Source organism: Natronincola peptidivorans (assembly GCF_900111615.1).
Lineage (GTDB): Bacteria > Bacillota > Clostridia > Peptostreptococcales > Natronincolaceae > Natronincola_A > Natronincola_A peptidivorans.
The window spans coordinates 260,729-278,320 of the sequence record NZ_FOHU01000003.1 but is presented as its reverse complement, the minus strand read 5'-3'; the positions used below and the strand labels follow the sequence as shown (position 1 = coordinate 278,320).

16 protein-coding genes and 2 riboswitches are annotated in these 17,592 nt (G+C 34.4%); of the genes, 15 read left to right on the top strand and 1 reads right to left on the bottom strand.

Annotated elements, in window-relative coordinates; genetic code table 11:
- Nucleotides 1-2 precede the first annotated feature (2 nt).
- Nucleotides 3-1,361 carry an extracellular solute-binding protein gene (locus BMX10_RS05660; protein WP_090440659.1) on the bottom strand — a complete coding sequence of 453 codons (1,359 nt, stop codon included), beginning with the start codon at nt 1,359-1,361 and terminating at the stop codon, nt 3-5.
- A gap of 346 nt (nt 1,362-1,707) precedes the next feature.
- Between BMX10_RS05660 and BMX10_RS05655 the strand changes: the two genes are divergently transcribed.
- The 15 genes from BMX10_RS05655 (at nt 1,708) to BMX10_RS05590 (ending at nt 17,575) form a co-directional block, all read left to right on the top strand.
- On the top strand, nt 1,708-2,001 hold the full coding sequence (locus BMX10_RS05655) for a PQ-loop domain-containing transporter (protein ID WP_330387815.1): 294 nt from the start codon (nt 1,708-1,710) through the stop codon (nt 1,999-2,001).
- A gap of 294 nt (nt 2,002-2,295) precedes the next feature.
- Entirely contained in the window at nt 2,296-2,799 is a 504-nt protein-coding gene (locus BMX10_RS05650) for a nitroreductase family protein (protein WP_090440656.1), read from the top strand.
- Between the two features lie 60 nt (nt 2,800-2,859).
- Entirely contained in the window at nt 2,860-3,246 is a 387-nt protein-coding gene (locus tag BMX10_RS05645) for a GyrI-like domain-containing protein (RefSeq protein ID WP_330387822.1), read from the top strand.
- 420 nt (nt 3,247-3,666) lie between these two features.
- A complete protein-coding gene (locus BMX10_RS05640) occupies nt 3,667-4,212 on the top strand; it encodes a hypothetical protein (protein ID WP_090440650.1) in 546 nt (181 codons plus the stop codon).
- 142 nt (nt 4,213-4,354) lie between these two features.
- Nucleotides 4,355-4,457, top strand: a riboswitch (glycine riboswitch).
- 3 nt (nt 4,458-4,460) lie between these two features.
- Nucleotides 4,461-4,537, top strand: a riboswitch (glycine riboswitch).
- Nucleotides 4,538-4,889: 352 nt separating this feature from the next.
- Nucleotides 4,890-5,996: a glycine cleavage system aminomethyltransferase GcvT gene (gcvT, locus tag BMX10_RS05635; protein WP_090440647.1), complete on the top strand. Its 1,107-nt coding sequence runs from the start codon at nt 4,890-4,892 to the stop codon at nt 5,994-5,996.
- A gap of 133 nt (nt 5,997-6,129) precedes the next feature.
- Nucleotides 6,130-6,513, top strand: coding sequence for a glycine cleavage system protein GcvH (gcvH, locus tag BMX10_RS05630; protein ID WP_090440645.1), 384 nt, complete (start codon nt 6,130-6,132; stop codon nt 6,511-6,513).
- 1 nt (nt 6,514) lies between these two features.
- A complete protein-coding gene (gene gcvPA, locus BMX10_RS05625; protein WP_090440643.1) occupies nt 6,515-7,855 on the top strand; it encodes an aminomethyl-transferring glycine dehydrogenase subunit GcvPA in 1,341 nt (446 codons plus the stop codon).
- Nucleotides 7,855-9,315, top strand: coding sequence for an aminomethyl-transferring glycine dehydrogenase subunit GcvPB (gene gcvPB / locus BMX10_RS05620; RefSeq protein WP_090440640.1), 1,461 nt, complete (start codon nt 7,855-7,857; stop codon nt 9,313-9,315). The genes gcvPA and gcvPB overlap by 1 nt, the downstream gene beginning before the upstream one ends.
- A gap of 182 nt (nt 9,316-9,497) precedes the next feature.
- The gene (locus tag BMX10_RS17955; protein WP_170834701.1) at nt 9,498-9,659 is read left to right on the top strand and encodes a hypothetical protein; all 162 of its coding nucleotides are present in this window, start codon (nt 9,498-9,500) and stop codon (nt 9,657-9,659) included.
- Nucleotides 9,660-9,847: 188 nt separating this feature from the next.
- On the top strand, nt 9,848-10,525 hold the full coding sequence (gene lipB, locus BMX10_RS05615) for a lipoyl(octanoyl) transferase LipB (protein ID WP_090440859.1): 678 nt from the start codon (nt 9,848-9,850) through the stop codon (nt 10,523-10,525).
- 5 nt (nt 10,526-10,530) lie between these two features.
- Nucleotides 10,531-11,382, top strand: coding sequence for a lipoyl synthase (lipA, locus tag BMX10_RS05610; RefSeq protein WP_090440636.1), 852 nt, complete (start codon nt 10,531-10,533; stop codon nt 11,380-11,382).
- A 461-nt stretch (nt 11,383-11,843) separates the two neighbouring features.
- Nucleotides 11,844-13,454 (top strand): response regulator transcription factor, encoded by a 1,611-nt coding sequence (locus tag BMX10_RS05605; protein ID WP_090440633.1) that lies wholly within the window; start codon nt 11,844-11,846, stop codon nt 13,452-13,454.
- 9 nt (nt 13,455-13,463) lie between these two features.
- Nucleotides 13,464-14,471, top strand: coding sequence for a sensor histidine kinase (locus BMX10_RS05600; protein WP_090440630.1), 1,008 nt, complete (start codon nt 13,464-13,466; stop codon nt 14,469-14,471).
- A 33-nt stretch (nt 14,472-14,504) separates the two neighbouring features.
- On the top strand, nt 14,505-15,941 hold the full coding sequence (locus tag BMX10_RS05595; protein ID WP_090440627.1) for an ATP-binding cassette domain-containing protein: 1,437 nt from the start codon (nt 14,505-14,507) through the stop codon (nt 15,939-15,941).
- A gap of 116 nt (nt 15,942-16,057) precedes the next feature.
- Complete coding sequence (locus BMX10_RS05590) at nt 16,058-17,575, top strand: sugar ABC transporter ATP-binding protein (protein ID WP_090440624.1); 1,518 nt, start codon at nt 16,058-16,060, stop codon at nt 17,573-17,575.
- The last annotated feature ends 17 nt before the right edge of the window (nt 17,576-17,592 follow it).

The following is a 17,592-nucleotide window of genomic DNA, read 5'->3' as shown; positions in this document are numbered from 1 at the left end:
TATTACCAATTTTCAAGAAAAATCTTTTGCCTTTCTTTTATCTTTCCATAAGCCTCAGTGGCATGTAGGTGAGTTATAAGCTCTAGATATTCTTTTCTTGACTCCAGAGTAATATCTAGCAATCTCTCCTCATACTCCCTTTGAAGCCTATCAAAATCGTCAAAATAAGGTGGAATATAAAAATCATACTCATCATGCATCTGAATTGCCGTTATAAGAAGCGCTTTAATATTATCATCTGAAATGCTTTCAATCTCGCTAGTCATCATATCTCCAAAGGCTTCTTTCGTTACCGGAAGATATCCGGTTTTGGATACAAAGCGTAAATTCTGCTTGGGATCAGTAAACCATTTAAGAAAAATACTGGCAGCATATGCTTTTTCTTCGGTGGATTTTATAACACACATACCGCTCCCTCTTTGAATAGCTATTTTCTCACCATCCTTATAAACAGGATAAGGCAAAATGGAATACTCTACGGGTTCTGTTAAATTGTTTTCGTAGGTAATGGTAGGGGGATAAAAGATTACACCTGCTGTGGAACCTAAAGCACATATGATATCGCCTGTTTTTGCAAGGTCAGTGGCATATCCGTCAAAAATAGCAAAATGGCCCTTAACAGCAGGCTCATAATAGGTCTCCCATATCTTAGAAAATGCAGGTGAAGACAGATTCAACTGAGTACCTTTAAAAAGATCTTCTCCTAATTGTTGATAGCCAATCTGGGCGAGGTTAAAAAGAGAGTCAGGCATAAAAAACATTTTGCCCTCGGACCACTCATAATAGCTATCTGCAGCTTTAACAATCCCTTCAAAGCTTTTCAAATCCTCAAAGCTAATGTCGGTATCATTTGAAAACCTGTCAAAGATTGTCTTGTTTACATACAAAACCTCTGTTGATTTTGCACATGGAAAAACAAAGAGTCTATCACCTTTCAATCTTCCCTCTTCTAAAAAGCGTGGAACATAGGCTGTAAGCTCTTTTTCGGTAAAAAATTCACCAATATCTACTAACAAATTCTTTTCAGCTAGTGTAATTGCTGTTTTAGGATAAGCCGTTGTAATGTCCGGCAGTTCTGGTGCACCAGGATCCTGATTAGCGGCCATAATAAGCTTTTCATGGAGAGTTGCAGAACCAGAGATAGAGGTAACACTGAGGATAACTCCTTTTTCTGCTCCAATAGTATCGTTGAATTCGTCTATCATTATGTCCATAGTAGTTTTCATTTGGCCGCCATAATTATGCCAAATAGTTAGAGTGATAGGTTCTTTAGGGTTAAGGACCTTAGTTTTTTGACAGCCTAACAAAAAGCTCAATATTATCAATAATAAAACAATAAAAAATATGTTTAATTTTTTCATCTTCAACCCCCTACATTCACCATTAAATTCAACAATAAGTTTGATAAAGAAACACAAAAAATACCATATATATCCAAGTACAACCAAATCTATTATATCATATAGTATTAGAGAAAAATTGTCGCTATTTGGAAAAATCATTTTACAAATTACGTCTGATTTTTTTCTGTAATCAGTTTAAAGATAATTACAGAAGTAGCATATATAGCTACAATAAGAATGAAGGATTTGACCCCTTTTCATACTTAACCTTAAAAATATCAAAGTTTGATGATATAATAATAAAGATAGGGGTAAAAAAAGTTTTTATTGGAAGTAAAAATAATAAGTATAGTGGGAGGTATTTATGTTTTCACAAATGAGTATTTTTGAAATTTTAATGTTACTTTGCTTTGGAGCAGCATGGCCATTTTCAATTTATAAATCCTATAAGTCAAAGTCAGTAGCAGGAAAAAGTCCATATTTTTTGATGATCTTAATTATGGGCTATTTTTTTGGAATTCTAAATAAAATATTCTATAATTATGATCAAGTAGTTTACTTATACGGACTTAATTTAGTTTTAGTTTCTACTGATCTTAGTTTATACTTTAGGAATATAAGACTACAAAACAGCTTCCAAAAAGAAACTTCCATGTAAACTAGCAGGTGAAAAGCTAAAGAACATAAAAAAAAGTATTCTATGAATCTAAATAAAGCTATAGCTACATTCACTAGTCTACATATAAAAGTTGCAGAAACAATGATATGGAAAGCGTATTTAGAACATAATCTCAGATTAATATTGTAAAGCAAGATTCTAATACAAGGTTAGCTGTATGGATAGATTATGGAAAGTTTTGATACAAGTAATAATTATTTGGAAGAAAACTTTTAAAGTCTTCACAGATGGAGCATACTATATTCAGAATTTAGTAAAGATAGGAGTGAAAAAATGAAAGAAATATTTACAAGAAGAAGTATTAGAAGGTATAAGGATCAACCTGTAGAGTCGGAAAAAATACAGCAAATCCTGCGAGCAGCTATGTATGCACCTTCTGCTGGAAATGAAAAGCCATGGCATTTCGTTATTGTACGAGATCGCAGCAAGCTAAATGAGATTACTAAATTTCATCCCCATACACAAATGTTGAAAGAGGCTCCATTAGCAATTATAGCCTGTGCAGATATTAGCAATGTTAAATATGATGGCGCATTTTGGGTTCAGGATATGGCTGCTTCTATACAGAATATCCTTTTGCAGGGCGAGGCTTTGGGTCTTGGAACCTGTTGGTGCGGAGTATATCCTAAGGAAGAAATTGTAGAAAATGTGTCAAAATTAGTAAAGCTTCCTGCAGAAATCATACCAATAGCCATTATTGCTGTAGGCCACCCAGCAGAGCAAAGAGAAGTAAGAGAAAGATATAATCCCGACAGAGTACATGATGAAACCTGGTAGAAATTTGCTAAATTAAAGAGAAAACTGAAGAATTTGGTACAAAAACTATAACTATGGGATATATTCATGAAAAGGGCTCTAGAAATAAAGGGAACCATGCAGGATGTTAGGAGCTTTGGCATATGCGAATACGAAGAGAATGCAAAAGTTGAAGAGTTTAACGAACAAACCTACCATAATCAAGTCATAGCAATGGAAGTAGATAGTTTTAATCATATACCCAGCGGTATGATTAAAAAGACTATTGATGGTGGAAGGTATGCTGTCTTTACCCATAGAGGAAAAATTGATCTTATAAAAGAAACCTATAATTATATATGGGGAACTTGGGTGCCGTATTCAAAGGTGGAGTTAGATTTTAGGGATGAGTTCGAACTTTATGATGAAGGTTTTAAAGGAAGACAAAACCCTTCATCAACGTTTGATATTTATATTCCTATAAAATAGCCTATTAATGAAATGTCTGCTTTTATTATAAAGGGAAGTCTCAATGACTCTGAAACTTCCCTCCAGCACCGCAAAAAAATATTTTTGGTAGTTTACCTACTTATTTTTTCTGATTTTATAATACTATTCAACAGAACCTCTGATTATTTTATTAAATCTTTTATTTTTGCACTTTTTCTTTCCCTTCATCATAAATCAATGATAAATGTTCATATAAGCTATTGGAAAAATTTGACGATATATCTTTATAGACATTTTTATAGCTGGAGGTAGCTTCCATGGTTATTAAAAATAAGTGTCAATTGGGTAGAGGTATTGAAAAAGAATAGTATAGAGAATATTGCACAAAAAATAGGATGTTCTATTAGAGGAGTTATGATAAGAATTATGAGGTCAGTTAAATAGTCAGGAGTGAAGGATATGAGTATGATGATAAAAAAATTTACACATGATGCACACTATAAGGAAACTAAGGTAGCTTATGAAAAAAGTAAAGAGGAAATACTTAAAACAGCATTTGTAAGTATTAAGGAAACTATAGAAGGAACTAATTTTAAAAGAGAAGAAGAAAGAGAAAACTATGAAAAAAGAATAAGTGAAAAGGTTAAGTTAGGTGAAAAGCTAACACAAGAGGAGATGAGCTATATTCAAAGAACAAATCCCATTATGTATATGCGCGTCAAAAGGATTCAGATGCAGAGAGAAGCATTAGAGAGAAGATTAAAGCGATGCAGGTCAAAAAAAGAAGTAGAACAAGCTTATAACGAAGCCATATCTATGATTCATAAAAAGGATCCAGATAAACAAGTATTGGTGAGTGCTTATAATAATGTTATGAAAGAAGTTAAAAATACAAGAGAATATAAAGTCTTTCCTTTGGAAAGAAAGGATAAGGAAAATGAAAAAAATATTTTTGAAGCTAGTGTAAGAAGAAATAAAGAAACCACTTTTGATGTAACAGTTTAATTTTGATAAGAAACCACCGATACAACGATAAGGTGAACCGTAGCATAAATAAAGGTGGTTAATAAATTATCAATTCTTGAAATTTATGGAAGGATATTGTACCATTATAGGAAAGAGATAGTATAAGTGAATATTCTACCAAATGAGAATAGCGAGAGATATCTTATTAAAGATAGCCGAAGAAGCAATATAAAAAAAGTCAGGTTTTTATAGAATCTTTCAGGCAAAAGGATCGTTATTTGATGGGACTCTGGAGAGATCGAGAAACCGACGCCGAAGGGGCAATACATAGTGTGTGTAAAAACTCTCAGGCAAAAATACAGGGGATATAATGACATAATTTATTAATATGTCATTATATCCCTTTAATTACTAATAATTATGAGAATATTTGAAATACTTTTAAAGATGATGGTTTTTCTATATCTAAGAAAGCATGATTTTTGATTTTCTAGACATAGGGAGTGCAGAGGGGATTCTCTTCGCTGGTTTAAGGTGGGTGCTCAGGCTGCGATAGCAGGTGTCGAAGGGGACTAAGTCCCCCTATAAGCAGGTAGCCTATTTAGCTTGCTAAATTGTGCTGATTGCTTAGTTGTTTCACCCAGCTAAGAAAAAATTGACGAAGTCAAATTTGTTCAATTTGTACTTCTAATACTATTTACAAGGAGGTTTTTGTAGTGGAAGATCCAAAAAAAACAGCATTGTTTTATGCTCATCAAAAATATGGAGGAAAAATTGTTGACTACTCAGGATGGGCACTGCCGGTACAGTTTGAAGGTATAACAGCTGAACACGAGGCTGTAAGAACTGCTGCTGGTTTATTTGATGTATCTCATATGGGAGAGATAGAGGTTAAGGGAGCTCAAGCAGAGGATTATATTCAAAATTTGATTACAAATGATGTATCTAACCTAAAGAATGATCAAGTGATCTATACCTTTATGTGTTATCCCCATGGAGGAATTGTAGATGACCTTTTGGTTTACAAGTTCACAGCCAACCATTTTTTTCTTGTAATTAATGCAGGCAATATAGCAAAAGATTATGAGTGGATGAAGGATAACATTGGTACATATGATGTGGAGGTAAAAAACGTATCAGAAGAAATATCAGAGCTGGCTTTACAAGGCCCCAAGTCCGAAGAAATACTGCAAAAGCTAACAGAAACGGATCTTTCAGAGATAGGATTTTTCTATAACAAAAGAAATGTCAGGATTGCTGGGGTAGATTGTCTGGTTTCCCGTACTGGTTATACAGGAGAGGATGGCTTTGAAATATACTTAGATCATGAAAATGCTGAAATGGTGTGGGATCAATTAATGGAAGCAGGCAAGGAAGAGGGAATAAAGCCTATAGGTCTTGGGGCAAGAGACACTTTAAGATTTGAAGCCAGCTTACCTCTTTATGGTAATGAAATCTCCCAAGAGATTACACCACTGGAGGCAGGATTAGGGTTTTTTGTAAAACTAGACAAACCAGACTTCATTGGAAAAGAAGCATTAGTAAGACAGAAACAAGAAGGGTTAAAAAGAAAAATTGTAGGTTTTGAGATGGAAGAAAACGGCATACCAAGAAGCGGCTATGAAGTAATGTCTGGCGATAAGGTCATAGGCTTTGTAACTACAGGCTATTACTCTCCAACCCTAATGAAAAACATCGGTTTGGCTATGGTGGATATTGAGTACACAGACCTTGATACGCCTATACAGATTAAGATTAGAAAGAGGATTCTAAAGGCTAAGGTAGTCACCAAGAAATTTTATAAAAAGAATTATAAAAAATAACTTTAAGATACAGGATTTAAAAGACGTTTACTTTTAAGCTAATAAGGGAAATTATAAAATAGCTATCATTGAAAAAAGCATATAATTTTCTATTGCTTGAAAAAATAATAAAAATGATGAGGAGGAATAAAAGATGAAAACAGTAGCAGGATTATTATATTCAAAAGAGCATGAGTGGGTGAAGGTGGAGGGTTCAAAGGCCTTTATTGGGGTTACAGATTATGCACAGCATGCCATGGGAGAAATCGTTTTTGTTGAATTACCTGAGGTAGATGATGAATTTAGTATGGGAGACGTTTTCGGAGTAATTGAATCTGTAAAGGCAGCCTCAGAGGTTTACATACCAGTTTCTGGTAAAGTGCTGGAGATTAATGAAGCGTTGGAGGATTCTCCAGAGCTCATCAATGAAGACGCATTTGAAAATTGGATTGTATCAGTAGAGATAACAAATAAATCAGAGCTAGAGGGGCTGATGGGAGAAGAAGAATATCGAGAATTCTGCGAAAAGGAGGAATAATATGCACAGGTATATACCAAATACAGAAGCAGATGTAAAGCTAATGCTGGAAAGTATGGGGGCAAAATCTATAGAGGATTTGTTCCAAGATATACCTAAGGAGCTTCGTCTTAATAGGGAATTGAACCTAGGGGAATCTCTCTCAGAAATGGAATTAGCAAAACATATGAAGGACCTTAGTGGTAAAAATAAAAGCCTTGATGATTTGGTATGTTTTTTAGGGGCTGGAGCCTATGATCATTACATCCCATCTATAGTAAAGCACTTAGCTTTTAGGTCAGAGTTTTATACGGCTTATACCCCTTATCAACCAGAAATTAGTCAAGGAACCCTTCAGGTGATTTTTGAATACCAAACTATGATGTGCAGTTTAACTGGAATGGAAGCAACCAATGCATCTATGTATGATGGTGCTACGGCTTGTGCCGAAGCAGCTACTATGGCTGTGGAAAATACCAAAAGAAAGTCCATCATCGTTTCTAAAACTGTTCATCCAGAAGTAAGAAAGGTATTAAAAAGCTACATGAAGCTTAGAAAAGTAGAAGTAATTGAAGCTGATATGGCTGAGGGTGTTACTGATATTGATCATCTAAAAACATTAGTGGGAAAAAACACAGCAGCGGTTATTATACAAAACCCAAACTTTTTTGGGATCATTGAAGACCTTTCAAGTGTAGAAAAGATCACTCATGAAAACAAAGGGTTATTTATCAACTATGTAGATCCTATTTCTTTAGGAATCTTAAAAACACCTGGTGAGTTAGGGGCAGATATTGTAGTAGGAGAAGGTCAATCTCTGGGCAATCACCTTAACTATGGAGGACCTTACTTAGGGTTCCTAGCAACCACCTCAAAATTATTGAGAAAAATGCCTGGAAGGATTGCAGGGCAGTCAGAAGATGTAGATGGAAATAGAGCATTTGTATTAACATTACAGGCTAGAGAACAGCATATTCGAAGATATAGAGCTTCTTCAAATATTTGTTCCAATCAGGGACTAAATGCCGTCATGGCTACCATCTATTTAATTACTATGGGCAAAAAGGGTTTGCGTGAGGTTGCGAAGCAAAGCATTCAAAAATCTCACTATGCAATGCAACAGATTACAAAGAGTAGCAGCTTTAAGCCTTTGTTTAACAAACCATTCTTTAAAGAATTTGCAGTCACCAGTGAAGCAGACAGCAGTAAAGTTAATCAAGAGCTTCTAAAGCAAGGGATATTAGGAGGCTATGAGCTTGGAAAAGATTATCCTGAGATGAAAAATGGATTGTTATTATGTGTAACAGAGAAGAGAACCAAAGAAGAAATCGATAAATTAGCCCAAGTGATGGAGGTGATATAATGCAGAAATACAACAAGTTAATTTTTGAGGTCTCTAAGGAAGGAAGAACTGCTTATAGCCTTCCAAAATGCGATGTTGATGAAGCGGCATTGGATCAAATGATTCCTAAGGAATTTATCAATGAAGAAGAACTTGATCTGCCAGAAGTAAGTGAGGTAGATGTAGTCAGGCATTTTACACTATTGTCCAACAAAAATTATGGAGTGGATACAGGTTTTTATCCTTTGGGCTCCTGCACTATGAAGTATAATCCTAAGATCAATGAGGATGTAGCAGCACTAGGTGGATTTGCCGGTATTCATCCCTATCAGCCTCAAGAAACAGCACAAGGTGCTCTTCAGCTGATGTATGAGTTAGATAAAATGCTGGCAGAAATATCAGGCATGGAAAGGGTGTCCCTCCAGCCTGCTGCAGGATCTCATGGAGAGCTGGCAGGGCTAATGATTATTAAGGCTTATCATGATGATAGAAAAGACTATAAAAGAACAAAGATTATTGTTCCTGACTCTGCCCATGGAACAAATCCAGCTACTGTAGCAGTTGCTAATTTTGATATGGTAGAAGTAAAATCAGATCAAAATGGTGCTGTTGATTTAAATAGCCTTAAAGAAGTTTTAAGTGATGAGATTGCAGGGCTGATGCTAACCAACCCCAGCACCCTGGGACTTTTTGAAGAAAACATCAAAGAAATAGCAGATTTGGTTCATGAAGCAGGAGGACTACTTTACTATGATGGGGCCAATATGAATGCTATTCTTGGTAAAAGCAGACCAGGTGACATGGGATTTGATGTAATGCATTTTAACCTCCATAAAACCTTTTCAACCCCTCATGGGGGAGGAGGCCCTGGAAGTGGACCTGTAGGTGTTAGATCAGATCTTGTTAAATTTCTTCCAGTACCTGTAATAGAGAAAAAAGAAGACCAATATGTACTGGATTATGATCGTCCAGATTCCATAGGAAAAATCAAAGCCTTCTATGGTCATTTTGGTGTGATGGTGAGGGCATATGCATATATTCTTACCATGGGAAAAACAGGTCTAACTGAGGTAAGCGAAAAAGCGGTTCTAAATGCAAACTATATCATGAATAAATTGAAGAAGCATTATCATTTACCTATTGATCAAGTATGCAAGCATGAATTTGTCTTAGGGGGTCTTGCAAAAAGCACTCTTGAAGTCTCTACTTTAGATGTTGCAAAGAGATTGCTTGATTATGGCTATCACCCGCCTTCAATTTATTTCCCATTGATAGTAGAACAGGCTATTATGGTGGAGCCAACAGAAACAGAAAACTTACAAACCATTGATGGTTTTATTGAGGTCATGATCCAAATTGCAAAGGAAGCAGATGAAAACCCTCAAATACTAAAAAATGCACCTTATGATACACCAGTAAGAAGAATAGATGAAGTAAAGGCTGCAAGGAACCCAATACTAAAGTGGAAAAGAAGTGAATAATCCTTTTCCATAGCAATACAAGAAAAAACAGAGGAGGTACCCATATGCTATTTGCTCAAGACGGGGACATAAAAAAAGCTTTTATGGATAGTATTCAATCATCCATAGAAGAAAGAAAAGCCAATGCTTGCGCAACCTGAGATGTTGCAAGTGTACTTGCACACGCCTGGGGCGTGAAAGAAATGGTAGACCCAAAGCAATCTGAATCAATCAGAGCCTATATAAAGAGTGTTGAAGGAAGTGAAATCACACTAGATTCTGGAGAAAAAGTAACCATATTAAAGGGCGACGTAAAGGAAAAAAAAGAAGATGCTATATTGATATATAGATATCAGTTAGTGTAAATAGATAGCCGAAAAGCAGATGGACAACAGTATGGTTTACAACCTTTGATTCAGCTGCTTTCACAGAGCATATCTATGATTCTCAGGTAGTACTTTATACAGAGTGAGATGGAGTGCCCCCTACTGAAAAAGTGGGGGGTAGTTCACTAGAGGATTTAAAAGTAGAGATAGGTAAAGGGGATAGGGAGATGAGGTTAAATCTACTGTTTCTAGGAAAATGCCACTATGATGAGGCTCTAAAAATACAATATGATATTTTGGAAAAGAGGCAGCAAAACATAATAGAAGATACTTTGATCATAGTAGAGCACCCTCCTGTAATTACGCTGGGAAGGCATGCAACAAAAGGAAATATCATGGTTTCAGCAAAATACTTAGAGGATCAAAAGATTCAGCTCTATGAAACCGATCGGGGAGGAGATGTCACCTACCACGGATATGGACAAATCGTAGGATACCCAATTGTTGATTTGAAAAGCAAAAAAATGGGAATTAGGCAGTTTGTAGATAAATTAGAAGAGGTTTTCATTCAGCTGTTGAAGGATAAGTATAACATAACGGCAGAGAGGTCTTTAAAGCATACGGGAGTATGGGTAGAAAATAGTAAAATTGCTGCCGTTGGATTAGCAGTAAAACGAGGGATTACTATGCACGGGTTTGCTTTTAATGTAAATACAAAGCTGGAACATTTTAACCTAATCGTACCCTGTGGAATATCCAATAAAGGTGTTACTTCTATCGAGAATATATTGAAAAAACCTGTAGAATTAAAGAATGTGAATCAATGGATACTAGAGTATTTTTTAAAGATTTTTAACTATGAAGAGTATCAGGAACTTAGCATAAAGGAATCTATTGGGAGGTAAACCCTATGAATATGAAAAGAAAGCCGCAGTGGCTTAGAATAGATCTTAGTAAGGGACGTAGTTTAAATTATGTAAAGGAAATCTTAGAAAAATTTTCTTTAAATACAGTATGTGAAGAAGCCAATTGCCCCAATAGGATGGAGTGCTTCAGCAAAAAAACTGCCACCTTTATGATTTTAGGCAGTGAATGCTCACGCAACTGTAGATTTTGCAATGTATCCCATGGAGAGCTTAAGGAGGTAAATCCAGAAGAACCTGAAAATATTTCAAAGGCAATCTTAGAGTTAAAGTTAAAGCACGTAGTCATAACATCTGTCACTAGGGACGATTTGCCTGAAGGAGGAGCATCTCATTTTGCTGAGGTAGTAAAATGTATTAAAGATAGGGCTGAGGAAGTGGTTGTTGAAGTGTTGATTCCTGACTTTAAGGGAGATGAAGAAGCTTTAAAAATGGTAGTGAAAGCTAAACCTGAAATCATCAATCACAATATTGAAACGGTACCAAGGCTATACCCAGAGGTGCGCTCAATGGCCACATACGAAAGATCACTACAGGTACTGAAAAACGTGAAATTGATGGATGCTGGCATATTAACAAAGTCAGGTATCATGGTAGGTCTTGGGGAGAAGGAAGAAGAAGTGATAGAGGTATTAAAGGATTTAAGAGCAGTAGGCTGTGATTTCTTAACTATTGGCCAATACTTAGCACCTAGTGACCAGCACTATCCAGTAGCTGAATATATAGCACCGGAGATTTTTGAAAGGTATAAAGAAAAAGCCTTGGAACTAGGATTTACCTTTGCAGCATCAGCCCCCCTAGTTAGAAGCTCTTATAATGCAGCTGAAATGCTTGGATAATAGGACTAAGGGATTGCATCTAATCTGCAACCCTATGCACTATTCCAAAGGAAGCTTTGGAAAAAGAAGGCTACGGAGAACATAAAGTATTATTTCAAAAAGAAGAATATGATTTAAACAAGGAAAGGACCAAATGCTGAAAATCAGTGATAGCTTGGGTCCTTTTTTGATTAAAGAACCAGAGAAGGGAGTTCCTCTGTAAGATTAACAACTAAAGAAAAATCAGCATCTTCAAACCCAGTATGAGTTTTAACAGGACCTAGGAAGATTTCCATAATATAGATGCAAAAAAAACCAAACATTGGTACAATAAGATTATTATAATCAATAGAAAAGTATAATCATTTTAAAACTTTGTAGAAGCTATAAATTTTGTAAAGGGCTTTAAAATAATCAACCGATAAATCCTTTCAAGGAATACTTTTTTTAAATGGAAAATACTATAAGAGGAGTTGAAGCATATGATTAGAGTGATAATTGCAGATGATGAAACTCGAATATGCAAGCTTATCATTAAACTTATCCATTGGGATAAGCTAGATATGCTTATAGTGGGAACTGCCAATAATGGTATCGAAGCCCTTGAACTTATTGAAAAAGAAAATCCAGACATCGTTATTACCGACATTAGAATGCCTGGTTATGATGGGCTAGATATGATAGAAAAAGCTAAAAAAATCAATAACACTTTGGAATTTATTATAATAAGTGGATATGGACAATTTGAATATGCCAAGCGAGCAATAGAGTTTGGTGTAAAAGAGTACCTTCTTAAACCCATCAATAAAGAGGACTTATATAAAACCCTGCTTAAAGTAGGGGAACATGTAAAAAAGAATAAGTATCAGAGCAGCTTAGAAAAAGAGTATGAATTAATACTTAAAAATGATGCAAATAGAATAAGAGAATCATTTTTAAGTAATTTCCTATTCTACAATTCAGAGGGCTTTAAAGAATATACCATAAAGGAGATCAATGAAAATCATCATTTCCATTTTCAAGAGGGCTTTTTCAGTATAGCTGCTTTAAAGCTTGATTATAGAAGCAAAGAGGATTTAGGGCATATAAAAACTATGATGAATGAAATAGTGGATATGATTAAATCAAAGCTGCAAAATATTACCTATGAAGTAGATAGTATCAGAAACAAAAACAATTTATATATTGTGATGAATTATAATCAAAAGAAGAAAAAGCAAATGGAGGCAGTTTTTTTACGGGTTTTAGAATATTTCAATCAAAGGATTTCTACTGCTGAGAAGCTTGAAGTTACAGTTGCGTTGGGGGAGGAAGTAAAAGAATTAAAAGATATTGCAGAATCATTTGAATCAGCAAAACTATTAATTGAGGATAGAATACTAAAAGGGACAAGAAAAATAATAAAACTCGATAAAATAAGAACAGATAACACTGAAATAGAAGATGTCTTCAGTAATTTTTCCAAGAAATTTATTAAAGCGGTAGAGGTATTAGATGGAGATGAGGTAAAAAAATTACTGCTTAATTTTAAAAGAGATATCAGCTTTAGAAACATAAGAGGAACTGATTTAAAAAGAATGATCAATGAGATAGGAAGCATTTATTATATAACCATGAAAAATAACAACATGAAAATTGATCATGTTCCTGAGGATTATACTAAACTAAAAATTACAATAGAGGATTGTAATTCTATTGATGGTTTGTTTAATTTAATATTAAATTATATAACCTCTTCCTTAAGTGTTATCTCTGAAAATAAACCTCATAATCATCTTAGACAAATCAGAGAAGCAAAAAAATATATAGAAGAAAATTACATGAAAAATATCACTTTAGAGGATTTAGGTGTACATATAGGATTCAGTCCAAGTTATTTTAGCAGTCTTTTTAAGAAAGAGACAGGAACTTCTTTTATAGAGTACCTCTCTAAGGTAAGGGTTGAAAAGGCAAAAGATTTGTTAAAAGAATCTGATCTAAGGATACAGGATATATGCCTCATGGTGGGATATCATGATGCCAAATACTTTACTAAATCATTTATCAAACATACGGGCTTGAAGCCTAATGAGTATAGAAAAATATTTGCATAGGAGAATGAGATGAAGGAAAAAAGAGGATTTTATTTATTTGATAGAATTTTTATTGTTCTGATGGTTATGATTATTATGCTGCTAATTACTTTTTTACACTTGATATCTAGTTCTATCAGCAAGGGAACCTATGTTTTTTTATTCATATACACAATTATTACAGCAGGGGGTCTATATCTTTCCTATAAATGGATTTATATACCCTATAAAGAAAGCAACAAAGTATTAAGGCTTTTTCACGAAGGATATATATTTAAAGGAGTTTTTGACCTTAGAGTACCCTTCAATCACGAATCGTTACTGGCTTTTCAAAAGTTTAAAGAGATCATTGATACAAAAGAGCTAATTGAAGGCTCTAAAAAGCATGCTGAATACTTAGCTCTTCAGAATCAGATTAATCCTCACTTTCTATACAATACACTGGAAGGAATCAGAAGTGAAGCATTAATCGAAGGGGTAGACAGTATTGCCAATATGACGGAAACTTTGGCAACTTTTTTTAGATATACAATATCAAATGTAGATAGGCTTGTAAGCCTTGAAGATGAAATAGCAAATGTGGAAGACTATTATAAAATACAGAAATTTAGATTTGGTGAAAAGCTAGACTATAGTATACAGATTCAGGCAGATGATCATGAAGAGATACTTAAAGCAAGAATACCGAAGCTGACCCTGCAGCCTATTTTCGAAAATGCTATTTTTCATGGGGTAGAACGGAAAATGGGAATGGGGATATTGACATTAAAGGTTCTAGCAACAAGAAAAAGACTCATTATTACAATATCTGATAATGGTGTAGGTATAGAAGAGGAGAGGGTTAGAACACTAAATGAAAAGCTTAGAGGAGCCTCTCTTGAATATATGAAGGAAGATAAAAATAAAGGCGGTATAGCATTACTTAATGTAAACAATCGGATTAAGCTTATTTTTGGTGATGAATACGGCATTTATGTATATAGCAAAGTAGGAGCAGGAACAGATGTTGAAATAACAATACCTTTAATAATGGATTAATGCTTCCACGTGGCATTATATGAGGATGGGATTATGAGAGAAGAAATATTAAGAATTGAGAATGTAACAAGAAAGATAGAGGGCATTACCTATCTTGATAATATAAACTTCCATGTTTTCAAAGGGGAAATTGTAGGTTTATTACCCTTGAACAATCATGGGAAAAGGCAGCTTATTGAAATCATATCACAAAATGTATCCATTAATTTTGGCAGAATTTATTTTAATGAAAAGCTTGTAAACTATTATGAGCACAGCAGTATGACCAACAATAAAGTTTACTCAATAGACAAAGAGACAAAACTAGTAGAAGATCTCAAGGTAACAGATAATATTAACGTTCTTAATCATACTTTTCATGACTATATAATAAAGGAAAAAAAATTAAAAGAAAAAACGGATGAATTATTAAAACACCTGGGAATAGAAATAGAAACCTACCAATATGTTTCTGAATTATCCCTCTTTGAAAAAACAGTTATTGAACTGATTAAAGCGGTAATAAGTGGTGCACAGTTAATCATACTGAATGAGCTATCTAGCTTTTTAAGTATTGAAGAGCTCTGGGACTTCCAAAAGCTAATTCTATATTATAAAAACCAAGGCATAGCCTTTCTCTATATGGCCAATCACCATGAAGAGGTATTCAAGATATGTGATAGGGCTTGCCTTTTAGAAAACGGAAGAATTATCAAGGTAGTAGATAAAAAAGATTTTTCAGATGAAATATTAAAGCCTTATATTATCTCCTTTGATAACAGCATTGAGTTAAATGAACGAAGCAAAAACAAAGGAATTTTTGAATTAAGAAATTTTGCAACAGAAAACCTGAAGGGCATAAGCTTTTCTGTAAAGCGAAGTGAATGTATAACAATTCTTGATATTAACAATAAGGGCATCCAAGATATCGTTGGAATATTTAGTGGAGGCAATCAACCTATAGGTGGAGATATTCTACTAGATAATCACACTATTGATCCTATCAATGCCAATAATCTATTGTTAAACAAAGTGGTGTTTCTACCTGAAAACCCTGTGAATAAAATATTGTTTTATGATATGTCCTATATAGAAAATCTAACCTTTCTTATGGACCGCAAACTAAATAAAAGTATTATCAATAAAAAGATAATAAAACATATAAAGGAAGAATATAGAGCATTGGTAGGAAAGGATGTAGATGCAAAGGATATTAGAGGGCTTGATGCCAAATCCCTATATGAGCTAGTCTATTTTAGAGTACATATATTTAGCCCAAAAGTCGTTTTTATCATGCAGCCCTTTTCTGACGCAGACATGTATTTAAGAGGAAGAATCATAGAACTGATCAATAAACTAAAGAAAAAAGGTGTTGCCATTATCATTCTTGCTGTAAATATATCTGATACCTTAACAGTTTCTGACAGACTCTTGGTGATGGAGGATGGAAAGTTCCTAAAGAATTATAATAAAGAAAATTTAGCACTTTAAAAAAACATCTAATAAATGTCCCCCTAATTTAAAAGAATCTCTACCATGTTGGTTTTTAAATTATGATATTATTTATCTAAAGAATCGCATGGAGGAAGCTTAATTAGGGGGTTTTTATGGATAATTATATTGTTGAATTAGAAAACGTTTACAAGAATTTCCCAGGAGTAAAAGCTCTTGATAATGTTTCTTTTAAATTAAAATCAGGAGAAGTGCTTGCGTTGCTTGGAGAAAACGGGGCGGGTAAATCCACCCTTATGAAAATATTATCCGGTGTCTATACCAAAGATCAAGGTACGATAAAAATATTTGGAGAGACCATTGATGATATGAATCCAGTTAAAGCTCAGGAGCTAGGTATAGCCATTATTCATCAGGAGCTTAATATGTGTGACCATCTAACAGTTGCACAAAATATTTTTCTAGGCAGAGAAGTAACAAAAAAAGGTGTTTTATCGGATAAAGAAATGAATGATGAGGCTGGCAAGATTCTAGATGGATTAAATATTGATATTAACCCCGAAACAATTGTTGGAGATCTATCTGTATCCAAACAGCAAATGGTTGAAATCGCTAAAGCACTATCTACAAAGGCAAAAATACTTATTATGGATGAGCCTACATCAGCTTTAACATCTAAGGAAATTGATGATTTGTTTGCAATTATTAAAAGATTAAAGAAGGAAGGACATGGCATCGTATATATATCCCATAGACTTGAAGAGCTTCAGTATATTGTTGATAGAGTTATGATTTTAAGGGATGGACAATATATAACCTCCATGGATTATCAAGATACAAGCCTTAGAGAGATTATAGCTTATATGGTGGGGAGAGAAATTACTGAGAAATTCCCGCGAATAGACAAAAAAGTTGAAGAGAAAATACTGGAAGTAAAAAATTTAAATGCAGGGAAAATGGTTAGAGATATCAGTTTTTCCCTTTATAAAGGTGAGATAGTTGGAATAGCTGGATTAATGGGAGCGGGAAGGACAGAAACCACAAGAGCATTATTTGGTGCTGATTCCAAGGAATCCGGAGCAATCATGATTGATGGCGTAGAAGTAGAAATTAACAAGCCCATAGATGCAATAAACTCTGGAATCGTACTAGTACCAGAGGACAGAAAAAAAGATGGACTATGTACAAAGCTTAGTATAAGAGATAATATAGCCCTTCCTAATCTTGATATCATAGCCAATACATTAGGTATTGTGAATAGAAAAAAAGAGGAAGAAATAACAACAAAATCAGTAGATAATCTTAACATTAGATTAGCTAATGCAGAGACAGATGCAGACAGTCTTTCTGGTGGTAATCAACAAAAGGTTGTTGTAGGTAAATGGTTAGTAAGAAATTCCAGAGTTGTTATATTTGATGAGCCTACAAGGGGAATTGATGTGGCTTCAAAGGTTGAAATCTATAATCTCATGAATGAATTAAAAAGTCAGGGAATAGGCGTGCTTTTTGTTTCATCTGAAATGCCAGAGATACTAGGAATCAGTGACAGAATACTGGTTATGGCGGATGGAAGGATCACGAAAGAGCTTGATATTAAAGAGGCTACCCAGGATGTTATTCTTGAATATGCCACCAAATTTGACAAAAAAATAAATGAGCAAATAGAAGCTTGAGAAAGAATGGGGGAGAT